The sequence below is a fragment of the Salinimicrobium marinum genome (assembly GCF_014651535.1).
In the GTDB taxonomy this organism is placed as follows: domain Bacteria; phylum Bacteroidota; class Bacteroidia; order Flavobacteriales; family Flavobacteriaceae; genus Salinimicrobium; species Salinimicrobium marinum.
The window spans coordinates 65,278-89,335 of sequence record NZ_BMXB01000008.1 but is presented as its reverse complement, the minus strand read 5'-3'; the positions used below and the strand labels follow the sequence as shown (position 1 = coordinate 89,335).

22 protein-coding genes and 3 tRNA genes are annotated in these 24,058 nt (G+C 40.0%); 21 read left to right on the top strand and 4 right to left on the bottom strand.

What is annotated here, in order from left to right; all coding sequences use genetic code 11:
- Positions 1–149: 149 nt before the first annotated feature.
- The 17 genes from IE056_RS11045 to IE056_RS10965 all read left to right on the top strand — a co-directional run bounded on the left by IE056_RS11045 (position 150) and on the right by IE056_RS10965 (position 16,688).
- Positions 150–221 (top strand) — tRNA-Thr (locus IE056_RS11045).
- Positions 222–278: 57 nt separating this feature from the next.
- Complete coding sequence (tuf, locus tag IE056_RS11040; protein ID WP_189604776.1) at positions 279–1,466, top strand: elongation factor Tu; 1,188 nt, start codon at positions 279–281, stop codon at positions 1,464–1,466.
- A 58-nt stretch (positions 1,467–1,524) separates the two neighbouring features.
- Positions 1,525–1,597 (top strand) — tRNA-Trp (locus IE056_RS11035).
- 65 nt (positions 1,598–1,662) lie between these two features.
- Positions 1,663–1,860, top strand: a complete 198-nt coding sequence (gene secE, locus IE056_RS18785) for a preprotein translocase subunit SecE (RefSeq protein ID WP_189604775.1) — start codon at positions 1,663–1,665, stop codon at positions 1,858–1,860.
- Positions 1,861–1,872: 12 nt separating this feature from the next.
- Entirely contained in the window at positions 1,873–2,424 is a 552-nt protein-coding gene (nusG, locus tag IE056_RS11025; protein ID WP_189604774.1) for a transcription termination/antitermination protein NusG, read from the top strand.
- A gap of 75 nt (positions 2,425–2,499) precedes the next feature.
- Positions 2,500–2,937: a 50S ribosomal protein L11 gene (gene rplK, locus IE056_RS11020; protein WP_189604773.1), complete on the top strand. Its 438-nt coding sequence runs from the start codon at positions 2,500–2,502 to the stop codon at positions 2,935–2,937.
- An 18-nt stretch (positions 2,938–2,955) separates the two neighbouring features.
- Positions 2,956–3,654, top strand: coding sequence for a 50S ribosomal protein L1 (gene rplA, locus IE056_RS11015; RefSeq protein ID WP_189604772.1), 699 nt, complete (start codon positions 2,956–2,958; stop codon positions 3,652–3,654).
- Positions 3,655–3,666: 12 nt separating this feature from the next.
- A complete protein-coding gene (gene rplJ, locus IE056_RS11010) occupies positions 3,667–4,188 on the top strand; it encodes a 50S ribosomal protein L10 (protein ID WP_189604771.1) in 522 nt (173 codons plus the stop codon).
- Between the two features lie 58 nt (positions 4,189–4,246).
- Positions 4,247–4,624 carry a 50S ribosomal protein L7/L12 gene (gene rplL / locus IE056_RS11005; protein WP_189604770.1) on the top strand — a complete coding sequence of 126 codons (378 nt, stop codon included), beginning with the start codon at positions 4,247–4,249 and terminating at the stop codon, positions 4,622–4,624.
- Between the two features lie 130 nt (positions 4,625–4,754).
- A complete protein-coding gene (gene rpoB, locus IE056_RS11000; RefSeq protein ID WP_189604769.1) occupies positions 4,755–8,567 on the top strand; it encodes a DNA-directed RNA polymerase subunit beta in 3,813 nt (1,270 codons plus the stop codon).
- A gap of 67 nt (positions 8,568–8,634) precedes the next feature.
- Positions 8,635–12,936, top strand: coding sequence for a DNA-directed RNA polymerase subunit beta' (rpoC, locus tag IE056_RS10995; RefSeq protein ID WP_189604768.1), 4,302 nt, complete (start codon positions 8,635–8,637; stop codon positions 12,934–12,936).
- Between the two features lie 198 nt (positions 12,937–13,134).
- The gene (locus tag IE056_RS10990) at positions 13,135–13,449 is read left to right on the top strand and encodes a DUF3467 domain-containing protein (protein WP_189604767.1); all 315 of its coding nucleotides are present in this window, start codon (positions 13,135–13,137) and stop codon (positions 13,447–13,449) included.
- Positions 13,450–13,531: 82 nt separating this feature from the next.
- Positions 13,532–13,990, top strand: a complete 459-nt coding sequence (locus IE056_RS10985; RefSeq protein WP_229793735.1) for a GNAT family N-acetyltransferase — start codon at positions 13,532–13,534, stop codon at positions 13,988–13,990.
- A 152-nt stretch (positions 13,991–14,142) separates the two neighbouring features.
- Entirely contained in the window at positions 14,143–14,610 is a 468-nt protein-coding gene (locus IE056_RS10980; RefSeq protein ID WP_229793734.1) for a hypothetical protein, read from the top strand.
- A gap of 119 nt (positions 14,611–14,729) precedes the next feature.
- Positions 14,730–15,056, top strand: coding sequence for an Mpo1-like protein (locus IE056_RS10975; protein WP_229793733.1), 327 nt, complete (start codon positions 14,730–14,732; stop codon positions 15,054–15,056).
- The gene (locus tag IE056_RS10970; RefSeq protein ID WP_189604766.1) at positions 15,053–15,808 is read left to right on the top strand and encodes a BamP family beta-assembly machinery protein; all 756 of its coding nucleotides are present in this window, start codon (positions 15,053–15,055) and stop codon (positions 15,806–15,808) included. Before IE056_RS10975 ends, IE056_RS10970 begins: the two co-directional genes overlap by 4 nt.
- 85 nt (positions 15,809–15,893) lie before the next feature.
- Positions 15,894–16,688: a BamP family beta-assembly machinery protein gene (locus tag IE056_RS10965; protein WP_189604765.1), complete on the top strand. Its 795-nt coding sequence runs from the start codon at positions 15,894–15,896 to the stop codon at positions 16,686–16,688.
- A gap of 313 nt (positions 16,689–17,001) precedes the next feature.
- On the opposite strand, the gene IE056_RS10960 is transcribed toward IE056_RS10965, so the two are convergent.
- A complete protein-coding gene (locus IE056_RS10960) occupies positions 17,002–18,588 on the bottom strand; it encodes a peptide chain release factor 3 (RefSeq protein WP_189604764.1) in 1,587 nt (528 codons plus the stop codon).
- Positions 18,589–18,724: 136 nt separating this feature from the next.
- Here IE056_RS10960 and idi point away from each other — a divergent pair, with 136 nt between their 5' ends.
- The 4 genes from idi (at position 18,725) to IE056_RS10940 (ending at position 20,075) form a co-directional block, all read left to right on the top strand.
- A complete protein-coding gene (gene idi / locus IE056_RS10955; RefSeq protein ID WP_189604763.1) occupies positions 18,725–19,240 on the top strand; it encodes an isopentenyl-diphosphate Delta-isomerase in 516 nt (171 codons plus the stop codon).
- Positions 19,240–19,647: a 6-pyruvoyl trahydropterin synthase family protein gene (locus IE056_RS10950; RefSeq protein ID WP_189604762.1), complete on the top strand. Its 408-nt coding sequence runs from the start codon at positions 19,240–19,242 to the stop codon at positions 19,645–19,647. The genes idi and IE056_RS10950 overlap by 1 nt, the downstream gene beginning before the upstream one ends.
- Positions 19,648–19,722: 75 nt before the next feature.
- A complete protein-coding gene (locus IE056_RS10945; RefSeq protein ID WP_189604761.1) occupies positions 19,723–19,989 on the top strand; it encodes a hypothetical protein in 267 nt (88 codons plus the stop codon).
- Between the two features lie 12 nt (positions 19,990–20,001).
- A tRNA-Thr gene (locus tag IE056_RS10940) sits at positions 20,002–20,075 on the top strand.
- 231 nt (positions 20,076–20,306) lie between these two features.
- Here IE056_RS10940 and mqo read toward each other — a convergent pair.
- From mqo to IE056_RS10925, 3 genes are all read right to left on the bottom strand, one after another.
- Positions 20,307–21,812 (bottom strand): malate dehydrogenase (quinone), encoded by a 1,506-nt coding sequence (gene mqo, locus IE056_RS10935; protein WP_189604760.1) that lies wholly within the window; start codon positions 21,810–21,812, stop codon positions 20,307–20,309.
- A 158-nt stretch (positions 21,813–21,970) separates the two neighbouring features.
- Positions 21,971–22,726, bottom strand: a complete 756-nt coding sequence (locus tag IE056_RS10930) for a DUF4369 domain-containing protein (protein WP_189604759.1) — start codon at positions 22,724–22,726, stop codon at positions 21,971–21,973.
- A 52-nt stretch (positions 22,727–22,778) separates the two neighbouring features.
- On the bottom strand, positions 22,779–24,044 hold the full coding sequence (locus IE056_RS10925; RefSeq protein ID WP_189604758.1) for a DUF819 family protein: 1,266 nt from the start codon (positions 24,042–24,044) through the stop codon (positions 22,779–22,781).
- Between the last annotated feature and the right edge of the window lie 14 nt (positions 24,045–24,058).

Sequence of the window (24,058 nt, the reverse complement as noted above, 5' to 3'; positions counted from 1 at the left end):
TTTGCTCGATTCAAATATCGTTATTTTTTAACGAATATTCTAATTTAAATATCATGTCCTGGATGTGATATTCATTTTTGAAAATGCAGTGGAATTGCTTCTCTGCGCACCTCTCCGGAAAGCCTGGCTTTTTAGGAGAAAACTTTTTTGCCGACGTAGCTCAGGGGTAGAGCGTTTCCTTGGTAAGGAAGAGGTCACGAGTTCAATTCTCGTCGTTGGCTCTAGTTTTGTATAAAATTGAACACTAATATATAACTAAGATTAAATAAGTATTAATTATGGCAAAGGAAACTTATGATCGTTCCAAACCGCACCTTAACATAGGTACTATTGGACACGTAGATCACGGAAAAACAACTTTAACAGCAGCAATTACTAAGGTAATGGCTGATGCCGGTTATTCAGAAGCTAGATCTTTTGATCAAATTGATAATGCTCCGGAAGAAAAAGAAAGAGGTATAACCATTAACTCTTCACACGTAGAGTATTCTACAGAGAAGCGTCACTATGCACACGTTGACTGTCCAGGTCACGCCGATTATGTTAAGAACATGGTAACTGGTGCTGCTCAAATGGACGGTGCTATCCTTGTGGTTGCAGCTACTGATGGTCCGATGCCACAAACTCGTGAACACATCCTTTTAGGTCGTCAGGTTGGTATCCCAAGAATCGTTGTATTCTTGAATAAAGTGGATATGGTTGATGATGAAGAATTACTAGAATTAGTTGAAATGGAAGTAAGAGATTTACTTTCTTTTTACGAATATGATGGTGATAACGGTCCTGTAATTTCAGGTTCTGCTCTTGGTGCACTTAACGGTGAGCAAAAATGGGTAGATACTGTATTGGCTTTGATGGAAGCTGTTGATACATGGATCGAATTGCCACAGCGTGATGTTGATAAGCCTTTCTTGATGCCTATTGAAGATGTATTCTCTATTACTGGACGTGGTACTGTTGCTACTGGTCGTATCGAGACTGGTGTTGCTAACACTGGAGATCCTGTAGAGATCATTGGTATGGGAGCTGGAAAACTTACTTCTACTATTACAGGAGTTGAGATGTTCCGTAAGATCCTTGATAGAGGTGAAGCTGGTGATAACGTTGGTATCCTTCTAAGAGGTATTGAGAAGACTCAAATCTCAAGAGGTATGGTAATTACTAAGCCAGGATCTGTAACTCCACACGCTAAATTTAAAGCTGAGGTTTATATCCTTAAGAAAGAGGAAGGTGGACGTCACACTCCATTCCATAACAACTACCGTCCACAGTTCTACGTTCGTACAACTGACGTGACTGGAACAATTAACCTTCCTGAAGGAGTTGAGATGGTAATGCCAGGTGATAACCTTACAATTACTGTAGATCTTATCCAACCTATCGCGATGAACGTAGGTCTTCGTTTCGCTATCCGTGAGGGTGGTAGAACAGTTGGAGCTGGTCAGGTAACTGAAATTCTTGACTAATAAGGATTAAAAATATTTAAGTTAAGGTGTTCCTCACAGAGCACCTTGACTTATATTTACGGGTTTAGCTCAGTTGGTAGAGCACTGGTCTCCAAAACCAGGTGTCGGGAGTTCGAGTCTCTCAACCCGTGCAATAACGAAAGACGCTTTAATCGGAAAATTGCCTTTAAGGAGCTGTTTTTCAAAATATAACAAGATGGCAGGATTTGCAAATTACGTATCGGAGTCATATAGCGAATTGAAGAATCACGTTACATGGCCAACCTGGCCTGAAGCGCAGAGACTAACAATCATAGTTGCTGTTTTCTCAATTATTTTTTCCCTCGCTATTTGGGGGGTTGATACTGTTTTTAGTGGTGTTATTGAGCAATATTTCGAGTGGATTAAATCTTAAAAAAATATTGCAATGGCAGAGGTGAAAGATAAAAAATGGTATGTGGTTCGTGCCGTTAGCGGACAGGAAAATAAGGTTAAAGAATATATAGAGCGGGAGATCGCTCATGAAGGACTTGAAGATTTTATAGATCAGGTCCTGGTTCCTACTGAAAAAGTCATTCAGATCCGTAACGGAAAGAAGGTAAACAAAGAACGCGTTTATTTCCCCGGATATGTGATGATTCTTGCCAATATTGGTGGGGAAGTTACCCATATTATTAAATCTATTAACGGAGTAATCGGGTTTTTAGGAGAGACAAAAGGAGGAGATCCTGTGCCTCTTAGAAGATCTGAGGTAAACCGTATGTTAGGAAAAGTGGATGAATTATCGGTTAAGTCCGATAATGTTGCTATTCCTTTTACCATTGGTGAAACAATCAAAGTGATAGACGGGCCTTTCAATGGATTCAATGGAACCGTTGAAAAGATAAATGAAGAGAAGCGTAAGCTGGAGGTTATGGTGAAAATCTTTGGAAGAAAGACACCTCTTGAACTCAGCTATATGCAGGTTGAAAAAGTATAATAACTGTTACACACATATTTTCGATAGTTTTAAGTAAGCTTCCACTAACAAAACTATCATTCAAAAATTAGAAAAATGGCAAAAGAAGTAAGTAAGGTTGTTAAGTTACAAGTTCGCGGAGGTGCTGCTAACCCTTCACCACCAGTTGGACCAGCTTTAGGTGCTGCCGGAGTAAACATTATGGAGTTCTGTAAGCAATTTAATGCCAGAACCCAGGATAAGCAAGGTAAAGTTTTACCGGTTGCTATTACTGTTTACAAAGACAAGTCTTTTGATTTTGTGATCAAGACTCCACCTGCAGCTGTTCAGATTTTGGAAGCTGCAAAAGCGAAAAAAGGGTCAGGTGAACCTAACCGTAAAAAAATTGCTAGTGTTTCTTGGGATCAGGTAAGAGCTATTGCTGAAGATAAAATGCAGGATCTAAATGCATTTACTGTTGAGTCTGCAATGAAAATGGTGGCTGGAACAGCAAGATCTATGGGAATTACTGTAAAAGGGCAAGCACCTTTTTAATCCAAAAAGAAATTAAAAATGGCAAAATTGACTAAAAAGCAAAAGGAAGCAGAATCTAAAGTTGAAAAAGGTAAGACTTATTCGGTTGCAGAAGCTTCAGCTTTAATAAAAGAAATTACCAATGTAAATTTTGATGCCTCTGTAGATCTAGCAGTTCGTTTGAACGTAGATCCACGCAAGGCTAATCAAATGGTACGGGGCGTAGTTACTTTACCACACGGTACAGGTAAGGACGTAAAAGTTTTGGCTCTTGTAACTCCAGATAAGGAGGCAGAAGCTAAAGAAGCCGGTGCAGATTTCGTTGGTTTAGATGAGTACCTTGATAAGATCAAAGGAGGTTGGACAGATGTTGATGTGATCATTACCATGCCTAGCGTTATGGGAAAACTTGGACCATTGGGACGTATTTTAGGACCAAGAGGTTTAATGCCAAACCCTAAAACCGGAACTGTAACTATGGATGTTGCAAAAGCGGTTTCAGATGTTAAAGCTGGTAAAATAGATTTCAAAGTTGACAAAACTGGTATTGTTCATGCAGGGATAGGAAAGGCATCTTTTGATTCCGAGAAAATTGCAGGAAACGCCAGAGAATTATTAACTACCCTGGTTAAGTTAAAACCTCAGGCTGCTAAAGGTATATATATTAAGAGTATCTATATGTCAAGTACCATGAGTCCTAGCGTAGAGATAGATACTAAAAGGTTCACTGAGCAATAATAATATTAGATTATGACAAGAGAAGAAAAATCAAGAGTAATTGAAGATTTAACTGCCCAGTTAGCTGAAAATAACACTATTTATTTAGCAGATATTTCAGGTTTAAACGCCGGAAATACTTCAAATTTACGTCGTGCATGTTTTAAAGCAAACGTAAAGCTTGCGGTAGTTAAAAATACTTTACTGGCCAAGGCCATGGAAAGTTCTGATAAGAATTTTGGAGAGCTTCCTTCTACATTGAAAGGAAATACTTCCATCATGTTTTCTGACACTGGAAATGCACCGGCTAAAGTAATAAAAGAATTCAGAAAAAAATCTGATAAACCACTTCTAAAGGGAGCTTTTGTTGAAGAAGCGATCTATGTTGGAGATGATTACCTGGATACCCTGGTTAACATCAAATCTAAAGAAGAAGTTATTGGGGATATCATTGGATTGTTACAATCACCTGCGAAGAACGTTGTTTCTGCGCTTAAATCTGGTGGCGGTAAGATTGCTGGAATTCTTAAAACTCTTTCTGAAAAAGAAGGATAAACCAAGTACGCACTTTTTAACAATTATAAATTAAAGAACATTTTAAAAACGATAGAAAATGGCAGATTTAAAAGATTTCGCAGAACAATTAGTTAACTTGACAGTAAAAGAAGTTAATGAATTAGCTGATATTTTGAAAGAAGAATACGGTATCGAGCCTGCTGCTGCAGCTGTAGCTGTTGCTGGTGGTGCTGCCGCTGGTGGTGAGGATGCTGCTGAAGAGCAAACTGAATTCGACGTAATTCTTAAAGCTCCGGGTGGATCTAAACTAGCCGTAGTGAAATTAGTAAAAGAACTTACCGGTCTTGGCTTGAAAGATGCTAAAGAATTGGTAGACAACGCTCCAAAAGCTGTTAAAGAAGGAGTTGCAAAAGACGAAGCTGAAGCACTAAAAGCACAGTTAGAAGAAGCAGGAGCTGAGGTTGAGCTTAAGTAAGCGAAACCAACAAACTTATATAGGTTTAGACCCGGAGATTAGGTTCTCTGAGGTCTAAACCCTTTTGCGTATATAAACATTTACGGTTTATTTCGCACCCATTTTTTTAATAACATAATTCCGTCCATTGATGTTAGCAACGCAAACTGAAAGATTGAATTTCTCTTCTGTTAGAAACAGACCTGATTACCCGGACTTTTTGGATATCCAAATTAAGTCGTTTCAGGATTTCTTCCAGTTAGAAACGAAATCAGAAGAAAGAGGAAATGAAGGGCTATACAATACCTTCATGGAGAACTTTCCAATTACGGACACCCGTAATCAATTCGTACTAGAATTCTTAGACTATTTTGTGGACCCGCCAAGATATTCCATACAGGAATGTATTGAAAGAGGTTTGACTTATAGTGTACCGCTTAAGGCCCGGTTAAAGCTTTATTGTACAGACCCGGAGCATGAAGATTTTGAAACCATCGTGCAGGACGTTTATTTAGGAACCATTCCTTACATGACCCCAAGTGGGACTTTTTGTATTAATGGTGCAGAACGCGTAGTTGTTTCTCAGTTACACCGTTCCCCGGGGGTGTTTTTTGGACAGTCTTTCCATGCCAACGGAACTAAACTTTATTCAGCCCGTGTAATTCCTTTCAAAGGATCATGGATTGAATTTGCTACCGATATCAACAGCGTAATGTACGCGTATATCGACAGAAAGAAAAAATTACCTGTTACCACTCTTTTCCGTGCTATTGGATTTGAGCGTGACAAAGATATTCTGGAGATCTTTGACCTTGCAGAAGAGGTAAAAGTTTCCAAAACTGGTCTTAAGAAGATTCTTGGCCGTAGACTGGCCGCCCGTGTATTGAACACCTGGTATGAAGATTTCGTAGATGAGGATACTGGAGAGGTAGTTTCGATTGAACGTAACGAGATCGTTCTTGACCGTGACACGGTTCTTGAAAAAGAACATATTGAAGAAATAGTAGAAACTGGTTCAAAGACCATTCTATTACATAAAGAGGATAATCAAACAGGTGACTATGCGATTATCCACAATACATTACAAAAAGATCCAACCAACTCCGAAAAGGAAGCGGTTGAACATATATACCGTCAATTACGTAATGCTGAACCGCCCGATGAAGAAACGGCGCGTGGTATTATTGACAAATTGTTCTTCTCAGATCAACGGTACAACTTAGGTGAAGTGGGTCGTTACAGAATGAACAAAAAATTAGGTCTTGATATCGCAATGGATAAGCAGGTGCTTACCAAGGAAGATATCATCACCATTGTAAAGTATTTGATCGAGTTGATCAACTCAAAAGCAGAGATCGATGATATTGATCACTTGTCTAACCGTCGTGTTAGAACAGTAGGTGAGCAATTGTCTCAGCAATTTGGTGTTGGACTGGCTCGTATGGCACGTACTATTCGTGAGCGTATGAACGTTCGTGACAATGAGGTGTTTACCCCAATAGATTTGATCAACGCGAAGACACTTTCTTCTGTGATTAACTCTTTCTTTGGTACCAACCAGTTGTCTCAGTTCATGGACCAGACAAACCCTCTTGCAGAAATTACGCACAAGCGTAGGTTATCTGCTCTTGGGCCAGGTGGTCTTTCCCGTGAGCGTGCAGGATTTGAGGTTCGTGATGTTCACTACACACACTACGGAAGGTTGTGTCCTATTGAAACTCCGGAAGGTCCAAACATTGGTCTTATTTCTTCACTTGCGGTATATGCAAAAGTAAACGGAATGGGATTCATTGAAACTCCTTACCGTGAAGTGATCAATGGAAAAGTGAACATCAATGATGAGCCTAGATATTTAAGTGCCGAAGAAGAAGAGGATAAGATGATCGCCCAGGCGAACATCGCTATGGATGATGATGGTACGATCAAGGCAGATAAAGTAATTGCAAGAGAAGAGGGGGATTTCCCTGTTGTTGAGCCTTCACAGGTTCACCACATGGATGTTGCACCAAACCAGATTGCTTCTATTTCAGCTTCATTGATTCCGTTCCTGGAGCATGATGATGCGAACAGGGCTTTGATGGGATCAAACATGATGCGCCAGGCCGTTCCACTATTGAGAGTTGATTCTCCAATTGTTGGTACCGGACTGGAAAGACAGGTTGCTACAGATTCTCGTGTATTGATCAATGCTGAAGGAGAAGGAACTGTAGAATATGTTGATGCAAACCAGATCACCATTAAGTACGACAGAACAGAGGAAGAGCGAATGGTAAGTTTTGATTCTGATTCTAAAGATTACAACCTTGTAAAGTTCAGAAAAACAAACCAGGGGACTTCTATCAACCTTAAGCCAATCGTTAGAGTAGGTGACAGGGTAACTAAAGGACAGGTGCTTTGTCAGGGTTATGCGACCGAAGCAGGTGAACTTGCTTTAGGTAGAAACATGAAGGTTGCCTTCATGCCATGGAAAGGATATAACTTTGAGGATGCGATCGTAATTTCTGAAAAAGTAGTTAGAGATGATATTTTCACCTCTATCCACATTGATGAATATTCACTGGAAGTTAGGGATACCAAATTGGGTAATGAAGAATTGACCAATGATATTCCAAACGTTTCAGAAGAAGCTACCAAAGATCTTGACGAGAATGGAATGATCCGCGTTGGGGCAGAGGTGAAGCCTGGTGATATCTTGATCGGAAAAATTACTCCGAAAGGGGAAAGTGATCCAACTCCTGAAGAAAAACTTCTTAGAGCGATTTTTGGTGATAAAGCCGGAGATGTGAAAGATGCTTCTCTAAAAGCTTCTCCTTCATTAAGTGGTGTGGTAATTAACAAAAAGTTATTTGCCCGTGCTATAAAGGATAAGCGTAAGAGAGCTCAGGATAAAGAAGATGTTGCAGCTCTTGAGAAGAAATATGAAGCGAAATTCGCTTTACTGAAATCTGAACTGGTTGATAAGTTGTTCGCCATCATTGGTGGTAAAACCGCTCAGGGTGTTCAGAATGATTTAGGAGAAGAAGTTCTTCCAAAAGGTAAGAAATATACTCAGAAGATGTTAAACGCGGTAGATGACTATGCGCATTTAACGCAGGGTACATGGACTACAGATGATCATCTGAATGCTTTGGTTGCTGACCTTCTGCACAACTATAAGATTAAGGAGAATGATCTTCAGGGTAACCTAAGAAGAGAGAAATTTACTATTTCGGTAGGAGATGAATTGCCATCTGGAATTATCAAGTTGGCTAAGATCTACATCGCTAAAAAGCGTAAACTGAAAGTAGGGGATAAAATGGCAGGACGTCACGGGAACAAAGGTATTGTGGCACGTATTGTGCGACAGGAAGATATGCCGTTCCTTGAAGATGGTACTCCTGTTGATATCGTGTTGAACCCACTTGGGGTACCTTCACGTATGAACATTGGTCAGATTTATGAAACTGTTCTTGGATGGGCCGGACAAAAATTAGGGAAGAAATATGCTACTCCAATTTTCGACGGTGCAACTATAGACCAGATCAATGAATTGACAGACAGCGCAGGAATTCCTCGTTTCGGGCACACTTATCTTTATGATGGTGGAACGGGAGACAGGTTTGACCAGGCTGCAACCGTTGGTGTTATTTATATGCTTAAACTAGGGCATATGATTGATGACAAAATGCACGCACGTTCTATCGGTCCATACTCATTGATTACTCAGCAGCCACTTGGTGGTAAAGCACAATTTGGTGGTCAGCGTTTTGGAGAGATGGAGGTTTGGGCACTGGAAGCATATGGTGCTTCTGCTACCTTGCGTGAGATCTTGACAGTAAAGTCTGATGATGTTATTGGTAGGGCTAAAACTTACGAGTCTATCGTAAAAGGGGAGCCTATGCCGGAGCCGGGACTACCTGAATCTTTCAACGTGTTGATGCACGAACTGAAAGGTCTGGGATTAGATATTAGATTAGAAGAATAAAAATTTTGCAGTGCGTTGTTCACTCGGCGCACTGCAGATTTTACAATAATTAGATAGCACCATTATTATGGCTAGAAACAATGATAAGAATACAGTACAGAGGTTTAACAAGATCTCTATTGGTTTAGCTTCACCTGAGTCTATATTGGCTGAGTCTCGTGGGGAAGTTCTAAAGCCGGAAACTATCAATTATCGTACACATAAACCGGAACGTGACGGACTTTTCTGTGAGCGTATTTTTGGTCCTGTAAAGGATTACGAATGTGCTTGTGGTAAATACAAGAGAATCCGTTATAAGGGGATCGTTTGCGATAGGTGTGGTGTAGAGGTAACCGAAAAGAAAGTACGTAGAGACCGCGTGGGGCATATCAACCTGGTAGTTCCTGTTGCGCACATCTGGTATTTCCGTTCGTTACCAAACAAAATTGGATACCTTCTTGGTCTTCCGTCCAAGAAACTGGACATGATCATTTACTACGAGAGATACGTGGTAATTCAGCCGGGTATTGCAAAGAATGAAGAGGGCGAGCCTTTAAAGAAAATGGACTTCCTTACTGAAGAAGAGTACCTGAACATTCTGGATACCCTTCCGCAGGAAAACCTTTATCTTGATGATAACGATCCAAATAAATTCATCGCTAAGATGGGGGCAGAATGTCTTATCGAAATTCTGCAACGTATAGACCTTGATTCACTTTCTTATGAATTAAGACATAAAGCAAACAACGAAACTTCTAAACAACGTAAAACTGAAGCTCTTAAGAGACTTCAGGTTGTTGAAGCACTTCGTGATGCAAATAAAAACCGCGAGAACCGTCCGGAATGGATGATTATGAAAGTAATCCCAATCATTCCGCCGGAATTACGTCCATTGGTGCCGCTTGACGGAGGACGTTTCGCAACTTCAGATTTGAACGACCTTTACCGTAGGGTAATTATTCGTAACAACCGTCTGAAAAGATTAATGGAGATCAAAGCTCCTGAAGTAATTCTTCGTAACGAAAAACGTATGCTGCAGGAATCTGTAGATTCGTTGTTCGATAACACGAGAAAATCTTCAGCAGTAAAAACAGATTCAAACAGGCCGTTAAAATCCCTTTCCGATTCCTTAAAAGGTAAGCAGGGACGTTTCCGTCAAAACTTACTTGGTAAGCGTGTGGATTATTCAGCACGTTCGGTAATTGTTGTTGGACCAGAATTGAAATTGTTTGAGTGTGGTCTTCCGAAGAATATGGCAGCCGAGCTTTACAAACCTTTCGTGATAAGGAAACTTATCGAAAGAGGTATTGTGAAAACAGTAAAATCTGCTAAAAAGATCATAGATAAAAAAGAGCCTGTAGTATGGGATATCCTTGAAAATGTATTGAAAGGACACCCTGTATTGCTTAACCGTGCTCCTACGCTTCACAGATTGGGTATCCAGGCCTTCCAGCCTAAACTTATTGAAGGTAAAGCGATACAGTTACACCCATTGGTTTGTACTGCATTTAACGCCGATTTTGATGGTGACCAGATGGCGGTGCATTTACCACTTGGACCCGAGGCTATTTTGGAAGCCCAGCTTTTAATGTTGGCTTCTCATAACATATTGAACCCTGCAAACGGATCTCCGGTTACAGTACCATCTCAGGATATGGTTTTGGGTCTGTATTACATGACCAAACCAAGAAAATCGACGCCTGAAGTTCCTGTAAGAGGGGAAGGATTGACTTTTTATTCTGCCGAAGAAGTGAATATCGCTTACAACCAGAAGAAAGTAGATCTTAATGCTATCATTAAGATCAGAGCGAAAGATTTCAATGAAGCTGGGGAACTTGTTTACCAGATTATTGAGACTACCGTTGGTAGAGTACTATTCAACGAAGCAGTTCCTGAAAAAGCCGGATTTATAAACGAAGTACTGACTAAAAAGTCGCTTCGTGATATCATCGGAAATATCCTGAAGGTAACAAGTGTGCCTGAAACTGCCGAATTCCTAGATCAAATCAAAGGACTTGGTTACGGATTTGCATTTAGAGGTGGACTTTCTTTTAGTTTAGGTGATATTATTATTCCTGAAGAAAAGCAGGCCATGATCGCTGATGCGAATGAGCAGGTTGAAGGTATTATAGGAAACTATAACATGGGTCTTATTACCAACAACGAGCGTTACAATCAGGTAATTGATATATGGACATCTACCAATGCTGGTTTAACCGAATTGGCGATGAAGCGTATTCGTGAGGACAATCAAGGGTTCAACTCGGTGTATATGATGCTTGACTCGGGTGCGAGGGGATCTAAAGAACAGATCCGTCAGCTTACCGGGATGCGTGGATTGATGGCGAAGCCTAAGAAATCGAATTCAGGAGGTGGAGAAATTATTGAGAACCCGATTCTTTCCAACTTTAAGGAAGGTCTATCGATTCTTGAATACTTTATCTCGACTCACGGTGCGCGTAAAGGTCTTGCCGATACCGCTCTTAAAACTGCCGATGCTGGTTACTTAACCCGTCGTTTGGTGGATGTTTCCCAGGATGTGATTGTTAATGAAGAAGATTGTGGAACTTTAAGAGGAGTAGATGTTGCTCCATTGAAGAAAAATGAAGAAATCGTTGAATCTTTAGGAGAGCGTATTCTTGGTAGAACAGCGTTGCACGATGTGTATAACCCTATCACCAATGAATTACTTGTTTCTTCGGGAGAGGAAATCGATGAAGATTGTGTTAAGAAAATTACCGAGGCTCCAATTGAAAGCGTAGAAGTGCGTTCGGCACTTGCTTGTGAAGCCAAGAAAGGTATTTGTGTGAAATGTTATGGTCGTAACCTTGCCACCGGTAAAACTGTTCAGCGCGGGGAAGCGGTTGGTGTTGTGGCAGCCCAGTCAATTGGGGAGCCTGGAACACAGCTAACCTTACGTACATTCCACGTGGGAGGTATTGCAGGAAACATTTCTGAAGAAAATAAATTGATTGCTAAATTTGACGGTGTTGCAGAGATCGAGGATCTTAAGACTGTTGAAGGAGAAGCTCCTGATGGAAGCCAGTCTGAAATTGTAATTTCCCGAACTTCTGAACTGAAACTGAAGGATCCGAAATCAGGAATTGTTTTGAGTACAAGTAATATTCCTTACGGTTCTCAAATCTTTATTAAGAATGGAGATACTATTAAAAGGGATGATGTAGTTTGTCAGTGGGATCCTTATAACGGGGTGATCATTTCTGAATTTGCAGGTAAGATCCGATACGAAAATATTGAGCAGGGTGTTACTTATCAGGTAGAGATCGATGAGCAGACAGGATTCCAGGAAAAAGTAATTTCTGAATCAAGAAACAAAAAACTGATTCCTACTTTACAGATTTTAGGTAAGAAGGATGAAGTGATACGTTCTTACAACCTTCCTGTTGGTGCCCACCTTATGGTAGACAACGACGAGAAGATTGGTGTAGGTAAAATTCTTGTGAAGATTCCACGTAAATCATCTAAATCTGGTGATATTACAGGAGGTCTTCCACGAGTAACTGAATTGTTTGAAGCACGTAACCCATCAAACCCTGCTGTAGTAAGTGAGATTGACGGTGTTGTTTCCTTCGGAAAAATCAAACGTGGTAACCGTGAGATCATTGTTGAGTCCAAACTAGGAGAGGTGAAGAAGTATCTTGTGAAACTTTCGAACCAGATCCTTGTTCAGGAGAATGATTATGTTCGTGCAGGTATGCCACTTTCTGATGGTTCTGTGACTCCTGAGGATATCTTGAGTATCAAAGGTCCAAGTGCTGTACAACAGTATCTTGTAAATGAAGTACAGGAAGTTTACCGACTACAAGGGGTGAAGATCAACGATAAACACTTTGAAGTAGTTGTAAGACAGATGATGCGTAAAGTAAGAGTGGTTGATCCGGGAGATACTATTTTCCTTGAAAACCAACTGGTACATAAATCAGATTTCATTGAAGAGAATGATGCAATTTTCGGAATGAAAGTGGTGGATGATGCCGGTGACTCAGAAAACCTAAAGCCTGGACAAATTGTTTCTCCACGTCAGCTAAGAGATGAGAATTCTCTGTTGAGAAGGGAAGATAAGAATCTTGTAACTGCAAGGGATGTTACCGCCGCAACAGCGACTCCGGTACTTCAGGGTATTACAAGAGCATCACTTCAAACAAAATCATTTATCTCGGCAGCTTCCTTCCAGGAAACTACAAAAGTTCTGAACGAAGCAGCGGTAAGTGGTAAAGTTGATACGCTTGAAGGACTTAAAGAAAATGTTATTGTAGGACACCGAATCCCTGCCGGTACCGGTATGAGAGAGTACGAAAATATCATTGTAGGTTCTAAAGAAGAATTTGACGAAATGCTTGAGAAAAAGCAGGAAGTAAATTATAACTAAGAATGAATTTCAGGGCCGCAATTGCGGCCCTGATTTTTTAGATACTATTTTGGAGGCTGTCTAAAAATGTGGTAAAACCGTCACTCTGATCTTTTCCAGAGTCTCATGAATGAGGAGCTAAATTCAGCTTGAAGCAAAACCCGCTTTTTGGACAGCCTCTTTTTTGTACCTTTATATCACATTAAACAACATTATATCATGAGTGAAGAGAAAAAACCTAAGAAAGGACAAATCAATATAGAACTAGATGAAAAGGTTGCTGAAGGCACTTATTCTAACTTGGCGATCATTAACCACTCCGTTTCAGAATTTGTTGTAGATTTTGTAAGTATCATGCCGGGCACTCCAAAGAGCAAGGTGAAGTCAAGGATTATTCTTACTCCGCAGCACGCTAAAAGGCTTCTAAAGGCCCTTGGAGATAATGTTCAGCGATTCGAGAAGGCACACGGAGAGATCAAGGATTATGAGCAGGCGCCACTCCCATTAAACTTTGGACCGACGGGACAGGCTTAAAAAATATTTTATAATTAGAATGGAAAACCTGAAGTGAAAGCTTTGGGTTTTTCTATTTTTAAAGGAAAATAGAATTTCAGTAGTGAAAATTAGACCAATTGATACTAAGGATCAGCCTAAACTTCTTGAACTATTCAGGTTGAATACGCCGCAATTCTTTGATCCTTCAGAAGAAAAAGAATTTTCGCATTATCTGCAGCAGGATTCCGAAAATTATTTTATTATTGAAGAGGCTAATTCTATAATTGGTTCTGGCGGATTCAATTACGGATTTGATAAGGGTAAGACTGCGAGGATTTCCTGGGGAATGATTCATCCGGACTGGCATGGAAAAGGAATTGGAACAAAACTGACCCAATACAGAATCAACGAAATTAAAAAACATCCTGAAGTAGAAGCAATAGTAGTGAGAACAACAAAGGTGGTTCACGGGTTTTACCAAAAACAGGGCTTTGAACTGCTGAAGATAGAAAAAGATTACTGGGCACCGGGATTTGATTTATATCTCATGAAAATGAAGCTGGGAAGTAAATTCCGATGAGTAAGAGTGCCTTCAGGAAACATTCCATTATTGAATTGACCATAGATTCAGAAATAAGATCAGAGAAGGAGTTTCAGGTATCTGAATTGGAATTCCTGCCTACTGCAGATATATTTTTTAAGCCAATTTGTAACCAGCTAATTTGACATATTTTGAAAAACAATTTTCTACCAGCCGCAAAGCATCTTTTGTTGCTTTTATCATTTGTAGTTTTTAGTTCCTGTGCCTTGAAACCCATTCCTTCCGAATATAATGTTGTGCCTCAAAATCAGGAACAGATTACAGCAAGCAGCCTTGGCAATGGAAAGGTGCTGCTGTATAATGGTGCTAACTTTTTGCATACCATGGATAATACTGCCCGAATCAACATCTGGATTGATGATAAAGCATTGGGCCAGCTTAGGCCGGGGGAATATGTTGTAATAGATCTGGATAATCAGCAGTACAATATCGAACTGTTGCACCTGGATGCCGTAAAAATGAGAAGCCGACATTCTTTGGAGGTTAATGAGGATACAAAAGTCATTATGGTGAAACCGACTGTTACTTCCAATAAGCTGGAGGTGACCAATGTCCTTCCCAATAATTTCGACAAATTTACATTTATGATGAATCGATAATATTGGTTGAAAATCATTTATTATTTGAAAAAAAAGTAATATTTGAAATTTATATTAGTTAAATGATTAAAAAAGTGCTATGAATTGATAATATTTTCTTTTAAAATGAATTTTATATAATGGCAAAACGTATTACAACCTACAGTGAATTTTACCGCTTTTATTTAACCGAGCATCAAAACAAAACCAGCCGTATCCTTCATTTCACTGGTACTTTTCTTGTTTTTGTTTTACTGTTTCTGGCTATCTTCAATAGCTGGGGCAGGGAGTGGATATTTATTCCCGTTGTAGGTTATACATTTGCCTGGATAGGCCACGCTTTTTATGAAAAAAATAGGCCTGCTACCTTAAGTATCCCTTCTGGAGTCTCACTTTCGATTTTAAATTATTCTTCGAACTTCTCTTCGGAAGAAAAAGCTTCGACTCCCGAAAGGATTAGCGAATGATCAAAAAAGCTATTTTTCTTTTCTGCCTGTTATCCCATGCATTTGCTTTCTCTCAGGAAACTAAACTTCTTCAGGGAAAGATTCATGCAGATTCTTCGCTTACAGATGTATACATCAATATTATCAACCTTAGCGGGGAGACAGGAACTGTGAATGCACCATCGGGAAATTTTGAAATAGACGTAGCCGTGAATGACAGTCTGTTGTTTTCTTCGGTTCAGTATGAGCCTGTAAAGATAAAGGTTTCAGAAGAAATTTTTGAAAGAGGCTTTTTGAATATCTGGCTAAAAGAAAACGTGAACGAATTGGCTGAAGTGCAAATCAGCAATATTGATCTCACTGGAAATCTTTCTACAGATCTTTCCAACATTCAAATCTTTGATCAATCGACAGTTGGAATTGCATTTTCCACCTCGAAACATATGGCTCCTGTGGAACGGCATTTGAGTACAGCAAAAAGTTCTCCGCTTATTTACTTACTTAACACCTTAAACGGAGATCTCAAAATGCTGAAGAAGGCCCGGAATAACGAGCTTTTAGCAATGATGGCAGATAAAGGAATGGGCACTATGCCCATAGAGTTTTATACCGAAGATCTTAAGCTTCCGGAACACGAGATTATTAATTTTGTGTACTTCTGTACCGAAAGTCCAGAATATGAATCTCTTTTAGCCGATCCAAAAAGGCTCGAACTAATTGAATTTTATAAAGAAAAAGCGCCCGAATTTATTGAAAACAGAATGGGATGGTAAACGTCGAGCAGCTTTTTAATCTCAAATTGATAAAAGTAATTTTCAATCCGAATTACTTTTAAAGAAAAATCTCGACAAAGAATACATGATTAGAACTCTTTTATTTTTCATCTGTGCGTGTTGTAGCATTTCTTTGTCTGCGCAGGAAAAAACGGTTCTAAGAGGAAAAATAGAAGCCGAATCTTTGATGGAGACTGCCATAAATATTATTAATCTCACTCAAAAAACCGGAACTGTAAACACTGCTTCAGGAAGTTTTGAAATTGAAGTGACAGTGAATGATTCGCTATGGTTTTCTTCTGTACAGTATGAGCAGATAAAAATAAAAGTTACGCAGGAGCTCATTGAAATAGGATTTTTGGAAATCAGGCTGGAGGAAAATGTGAATGAACTTAGTGAAGTGCGGCTTACAAATGTGGGCTTATCGGGAAATCTTACAAAAGATCTTTCCGAAATTCCAACCTTTACGCCTGTAGATATGGGTTTTTCAATGTCAGATAAACCCATCCCAACTTCCATTGAGAGAAAACTGCACACAGCTAAGGGAGTGCAAAAACATTCCGTACGAAATCCCCCGGGTCAGGTGAATGTAAGTCTGGATGGTATTATTAATACCTTCAACGGAAAGATCGAGATGCTTGAAAAAGCCAAAGAGAATCAGGACCTGAATAACCTCGTAATTGCCGGGATGAATGCCCTTCCCGACTCCTTCTTTGTAGAAGAGCTGCAGCTACCTCCCTCTGAAGTAAAGAATTTTATTTATTTCTGTACCGAAACCATATATTTTAAAAGTCTGCTTCGGAAGGAGAAAATGCTTGAATTAATCGAATTTTACCAACGAAAAGCCCCCGAATTTATCGAGGAGAGGATGGGGAAGTGAAATTTCATTGATATCAAAATGTCATTCTGATTGAAGCACAGCGGAATGAAAAATCTGTGATGAGCTGAAAAATTACTTTTTACTTCAGAATCTTTAGGACATTCCTTCAAATCTTCAATGCTAATGATTTTATCCAGAAGAGATTCCTCAGTCGCCGAAAAGGCTCCTTCGAAATAACAATTGAGGTTGTAGGTCTTTAAAAAGGCCGTTCCCAATTTCCTTCATCTAATATACTTCAAAAAGAAAACCCCGAAAAACTTCTTTTCCGGGGATATAGTGACCTCATATCTCACGTCTAAATTTCCAATCTTACCTAAAACTCAGAAGTAAAATGGAATTTTATATCGGGATATTTTTGCTGTGTCATTTGCAGTGAAAAAGCAGAATCTGCTAAAAAAACCAGTTGTCCCCGTTTATCTTTGGCCAGGAATTTTGATTTCACTCTCTTAAAATCTTTGAATTCTTCGCTTTTCGGGTCGTTGGGCTCCACCCAACAGGCTTTGTGTACATTCAGGTTTTCGTAGGTACATTTTGCGCCATATTCATGTTCCAGTCGGTATTGAATTACTTCAAACTGTAGGGCTCCTACAGTTCCAATAACTTTTCTGCCATTTAATTCCAGGGTGAAAAGCTGGGCAACTCCCTCATCCATCAACTGATCAATCCCTTTTTCCAGCTGCTTTGATTTCATAGGGTCTGCATTGTTAATGTACCTGAAATGTTCGGGAGAAAAGCTTGGGATCCCTTTGTAACGTAGTTCTTCTCCTTCAGTTAAGGTGTCACCTATTTTAAAATTTCCGGTGTCATGAAGCCCTACAATATCCCCGGGATAGGAAACATCCACGATCTCCTTTTTTTCAGCAAAAAAGGCGTTTGGACTGGAGAATTTCAGTTTTTTGTTGTGCCTTACGTGAAGGTAAGGAGTATTACGTTCAAATTTTCCGGAGACAATTTTGATAAAAGCCAGCCTGTCCCTGTGCTTGGGGTCCATGTTGGCATGGATCTTAAATACAAATCCGGTGAAGTCTTTCTCGTCGGGTTCTACTTTTCGGGTGTCGCTGTCTTTTGGACGTGGAGTAGGGGCTATAGCAATAAAACAGTCCAAAAGCTCCCGCACCCCAAAATTGTTAAGGGCAGAGCCAAAGAATACCGGCTGTAAATTACCTGCAAGATATGCCTCCTTGTCAAATTCGGGATACACACCCTGCGCCAGTTCCAATTCATCCCGCAGGTTACCGGCTGCCTTTTGCCCGATCAATTGATCCAGTTCTTCAGAAGCCAGATCGGATATTTCAACAGTTTCCTCGATATCTCTTCTAGGGTCACCAGTAAAAAGATTTACATTCTGTTCCCAAATGTTGTAAATTCCTTTAAAATCATATCCCATTCCAATAGGGAAACTCAAAGGAGTAACGGTAAGATTCAGTTTTTGTTCTATCTCGTCCAGCAGTTCAAAAGCATCTTTTCCCTCACGGTCAAGCTTATTGATAAAAACGATCATGGGGATATTCCGCATCCGGCAAACCTCTACAAGCTTTTCCGTTTGTTCCTCCACCCCTTTGGCAACATCAATTACCACGATCACACTATCCACCGCTGTAAGCGTCCTGAAAGTGTCTTCAGCAAAGTCCTTGTGCCCCGGGGTATCGAGGATGTTGATTTTTATATCTTTATATTCAAAAGCAAGGACAGAGGTAGCAACAGAGATCCCTCTTTGCCGCTCAATTTCCATAAAGTCACTGGTAGCGCCTTTTTTAATCTTGTTTGATTTTACTGCACCTGCTTCCTGAATGGCCCCTCCAAAAAGAAGCAATTTTTCGGTAAGAGTGGTTTTACCGGCATCCGGGTGAGATATAATTCCGAACGTCCTCCTTCTCTTGATCTCTTCTGAAAATTTCATATATTTATTTAAGGCTGCAAAGATAATTATTTGTAATTGAATTCCTGCCTTTCCAAATTTTCATTAAATTCTTTTCGTTATGTTTGAAGGAATGAATTCGGTGCTGTTTTTGTACTTTTGAGCTTCAAAAATTCAAATGGAAGAGGAAAAAGTAATATTAGTGAACGAAAAAGATGAGCAAATTGGCTTAATGCCTAAGATGGAAGCTCATGAAAAAGCCTTGCTGCACCGTGCATTTTCTGTTTTTGTTTTTAATGACAGGAATGAATTAATGATACAGCAACGGGCCCTGGAAAAATATCATTCCCCCGGACTTTGGACTAATACCTGTTGCAGTCATCAGCGGGAAGGGGAAAGTAATATTGACGCCGGAAAAAGAAGGTTGCAGGAAGAAATGGGCTTTTCTACAGATTTAAAAGAAACCACTTCTTTTATTTATAAAGCTCCTTTTGATAACGGACTTACAGAGCATGAATACGATCACATTTTGGTAGGAAACTTTGAAGGAGAACCTAATCTTAATCCTGAGGAGGTGAGTGACTGGATGTGGATCTCCATTGATGATCTAAAGATTGATATGGCGGCAAATCCCGATAAATATACCGAGTGGTTCAAGATAATTTTCGATAAGTACTACAAACATATTAGTTAATGAAAGCAACCGTCAACAGAAAAGCTCATTTCAATGCGGCCCACCGTCTTTTCCATAAAGACTGGGATGATCTTAAAAATGAAGAGGTATTTGGAAAGTGCAGTAATCCCAATTACCACGGACATAATTATGAGCTTATTGTTTCTGTAACCGGTAAAATCGATGAGGAAACAGGTTTTGTAATGGATTTGAAGAGATTAAAAGATCTTATTTATGCTGAAGTTGAAGTTCCTTTTGATCATAAAAACCTGAATGTTGAGGTAGCAGAATTTAAAGATCTTAACCCTACTGCTGAAAATATTTCAATGGTGATCTGGAAAAAACTCCGGAAAAAACTGGCGGAACACCTTGATCTTGAGGTAACCTTGTATGAAACTCCGCGGAATTTTGTTACTTTCAAAGGATAGAAAAATTTTTTTCTGAAATGTATTGTTGAACTGAGAAAATATGTAAATTCGCAGCTGATAAAATATTGCATTTAAATGGCAAATAAGAGAACATTAAAAAGGGATATCAACTACGTAATGGGTGATATTATTGAGGCAGCTTACCTTCATCAGGTAGCCAACCCGGATGAGGATCCTGCAAAATCTGAAGCAATTGTGGACGAAGCGATCACAGATTTTGACGAACTGATCAATAAAATGAATCAGAAAGATGTTGAGAATAAGCAACAACATTTCAAATCTATTCAAAAAGAATTAGAAGCTAAAGCAACAGCTTTAGTTGAAAAAGTAAATGCTTTGTAATATAAGTTATTGGCCGATGTAGCTCAGCTGGCTAGAGCAGCTGATTTGTAATCAGCAGGTCGTGGGTTCGAGTCCCTCCATCGGCTCTTCAAAAAAGCTCCTTTTTCGGGAGCTTTTTTTATGATGTTTTGTCATTGCGACGCTAGGAGGGAACTCTTAGAAGTTGATTCACTTCTTAATTCAATATTTCAGTATCCAGAAATTCCTCAATTCGCTGCGCTGCGTTCTGAATGACGGACGGGGCACTGCCCTTCCGAAGGAAGGAAAAATCGCTGTTCCAAATTTAATGATCCCCTACTTTTCAAGGAGGGGTAGTTTTAATGCACTGCATCTAATTTTAAAAGCCTCGAGCTTTCTTCCTGCACAGCTCTAAATTCTTCTTCGTGTTCTGTAATATCCTTGTTCCACATCGGAATCATTTCAGAAAGCTTTTGCTTCCATGCGTCGGACTGCAGATTTTTTGGAAACACTATTTCCAGAACATCGAGCATGATCTTTACAGCAACCGAAGCTCCGGGGGAAGCACCCAGCAATGCAGTTATAGATCCGTCGGCGTTATGAATCACATCTGTTCCGAATTCCAGCACTCCGCCCTGATCTTTATCTCTTTTAATGATCTGTACACGTTGACCTGCAACCTGCAGTTGCCAGTCTTCGGGTTTGGCATCTTTAATAAAGGCTTGCAATTCCCCAACCCGGTTTGAATGGCTCATGCTTACCTGCTCTATCAAATATTTGGTTAGCGTGAGGTTATGCCAGAAAACTCCCCACATGGAGGGTATATTTGATAAATTGATTGACTTTGGCAGATCAGCTTTGGAACCTTCTTTCAGGAATTTTGTGCTGAAGCCTGCAAAAGGTCCGAACATAAGTTCTTTTTTTCCGTTTATATAGCGGGTGTCGAGGTGCGGTACAGACATTGGGGGAGTTCCTACGCCGGCTTTGCTGTAAACTTTTCCGTGGTGTTCTTTGATAATATCTTCATTTTTGCAGAAGAGCCACTGTCCGCTAATCGGAAATCCGCCGTAACCGTCTTTTTCGTCAATTTCGACTTTTTGTAGCAGGGGCAAAGCTCCGCCACCTGCTCCAATGAAAACATGCTCGGCATCGTAATATTTTTTGATTCCCTGCTTCAAATCCTTTACCTCCATAAGCCATTCAGATTTTCTACCGGGATCCACATCGGTAACTTCATGTTCTGTGAGTACAGGGACATCAAACTGATTTTTAAGAATATCGAGATATTGTTGGGTAAGGCTGCCAAAGTTGACACTGGTGCCTAATTCCATTCGGGTGGCTGCCATTCTTTCTCCAGGATCACGGTCTCTCATAATAAGCGGAAACCACTTTTTTAACACTTCATGGTCTTCAGAAAATTCCATGTTCTCAAACATAAAGCAGGATTTCATGGCTTCATATCTCTTTTTCAGAAATATGGAATTTCTTTCCCCCGGAACCCACGCGTGGTGCGGATTGGTATGAATAAAACTCTGTGGATCCTTTATTAGATCCTCTTTTACCAGGTGTGCCCAGAATTGTTTGGAGATCTCAAATTCCTGAAAAATTCTTTTTGCTTTAGAAATGTCTATGCTACCGTCCTCTTTTTCTGGGGTGTAATTAAGTTCACAAAAAGCAGAGTGACCGGTGCCTGCATTATTTGGCGCGGCGGAACTTTCCTGTGCGACTTCATCCAGGCGTTCGAGAATGAGTATTTTTAAATCGGGGTCGAGGAATTTTAGCATCAGGGAGAGCGTAGCACTCATAATTCCACCGCCTACACATATAAAATCATATTCTTTATCAATCTTTACTTTCTTAGTCATAGCTGAGTTTTTCCTTAAATTAGAAAAATCCTGTGCCTTTACCTCCTAAGAAAATATTAAAGATTAAAATTAATGGCTGGAAATCCTTTTTCAGCCAACAGATTTATAAACAAAAAAATCCCGAAAAACGGGATTTTTTTATGTTTTGATGATAAAGATTAGCTGTTTTCTTCCTCTTCTTCAGTAGGAATTTCTGCTTCTTCACTTATCTTTTCCAGTTTCCTACGCTCCTCCAGGAAATCTGAAAGTGTTTTTCCATACATGGATTCTTTAACACCCGGAGTCAATGACTTATAAATAGTATCGAGGTACTTAATATTGGCATCATAAACTTCTGAAATTGCCAGGTAGGGTGCAACTTCCATGTCTTTATTATTAAGTGCAAAATTCACCGTAAATAAATATCTTCTTTTGGTAAGGCTGTTAAATTGATCGTTGGTGCTTTGAACAGTGGCTTCATCTGCCTGCTGCTGTGCCTCAAGGTTTGCCTGAATCAGTTCAAGATTACGGTCATTAAATCTTTTCATCATTTTTCGGTACTCCATCAGCTTTTGCTGGTTCTTTGATCCTTCCACCACTGCATCGGTTTCAAAGTTCTTTAAGGAAGTATTAATCACCATTTCTCCCGGTTCAGCAAAAAAAGTGATTCGGTCATCAAAATTTGAATCATCCACTTTGTGAAGGTATAGATACAATACCTGCGGACTTTCAACATAGGTTTGAAAAGTGAAATCTGGATCTCCCGAAATCTCTAGAGAATCAATATTGACCAGAACAGTGTCTTCAACCTTCTGAAGATATAAAGTGCCTTTTTTTAGCCCTTCTACATGGCCGTTGATGGTTAAATTTGTATCTTTTGTAGAGCAGGCTGCAAGGCAGAATAAAACGATAAAAAGTAAGCTGTATTTTTTCATTTTTGAGTAATAAGTGACAGGGCGCAAATATGCCAAAAAATTATATTTATAACTAGCCTGCAGCTGCGATTTGCATTAAAATTGTACACAGGATGGCACCATAGGTACCAACTACGTAACCAAACACGGCGAGAAGCACACCTACTGTTGCCAGAGAGGGATGGAAAGCTGCCGCCACCACTGGTGCCGAAGCTGCTCCTCCTACGTTTGCCTGGCTTCCCACGGCAAGAAAGAAATAGGGAGCCTTGATCATTTTGGCTACTCCAATGAGGAGCAGGGCATGTATGGTCATCCAAACAAGTCCGATGCCTATGAGTCCCGGGTTATCCATCACCATAGTTAGGTCCATTTTCATCCCTATGGTCGCTACTAAGAAGTAGATAAAGATACTTCCAATCTTACTGGCTCCCGCGCCTTCATATTCTTTTGCTTTCGTGAAGGAAAGAATGATTCCAATGGCAGTTGCTATAGTGATCATCCAGAAGAATTCCGAAGAAAATGAAGACATGGCAGATTTAGGATCGCTTACCATTTCGAAGGTTGCCGATAAAAAGGTTGCCATTTTTTCGGCTCCCCAATGAGCAAAACCTACTGCACCAAAAGCAATGGCCAGCATGACCATGAAATCTTCAAGGGAGGGGTTCCTTGTAACACTTTCGGCGTAGGCAGATACCTTTTTCTTTAAAGTGGTGATCGCCGAATTGTCTGCTCGTAACCAGTTGTCAATTTTGTCGCTTTTTCCGATCCCCATCAGGATTATGGCCATCCAGAGATTGGCTACTACTATATCCACCAGTACCATTCCGCCATAGAGTTCAGGATTATATTCAAAGATCTCTAGCATGGCTGCCTGGTTGGCTCCACCACCTATCCAGCTTCCTGCAAGGGTTGAGAGTCCGCGCCAAACGGCATCGGGACCAACGCCACCTACAGTTTCGGGAGAAAAGGTAGAGATGAGTAAGATCGCTAAGGGGCCTCCAATAATGATTCCTACTGTCCCCGTGAAAAACATGATAAGGGCTTTTGGCCCCAGGTTATAAATGGCTTTTAAATCAATGCTAATAGTCATTAATACCAGCGATGCCGGTAAAAGATACCTGCTGGCAACGAAATACAACTGTGAAGTACCATCTGAAATAATTCCCAGAGAATTAAAAATCGCAGGAATTAGGTAACACATTAAAAGTGCCGGAACTATTTTGTAGAATTTATACCAGAATCCTTCTTTTCTAGAAGAGGTGATAAATACAAATCCCAGTGATAGCATAAGAATACCAAGAACAATGGCATCATTCGTAAAAACGGGGGTGTTTTCCATATTTTTTCAGGTTC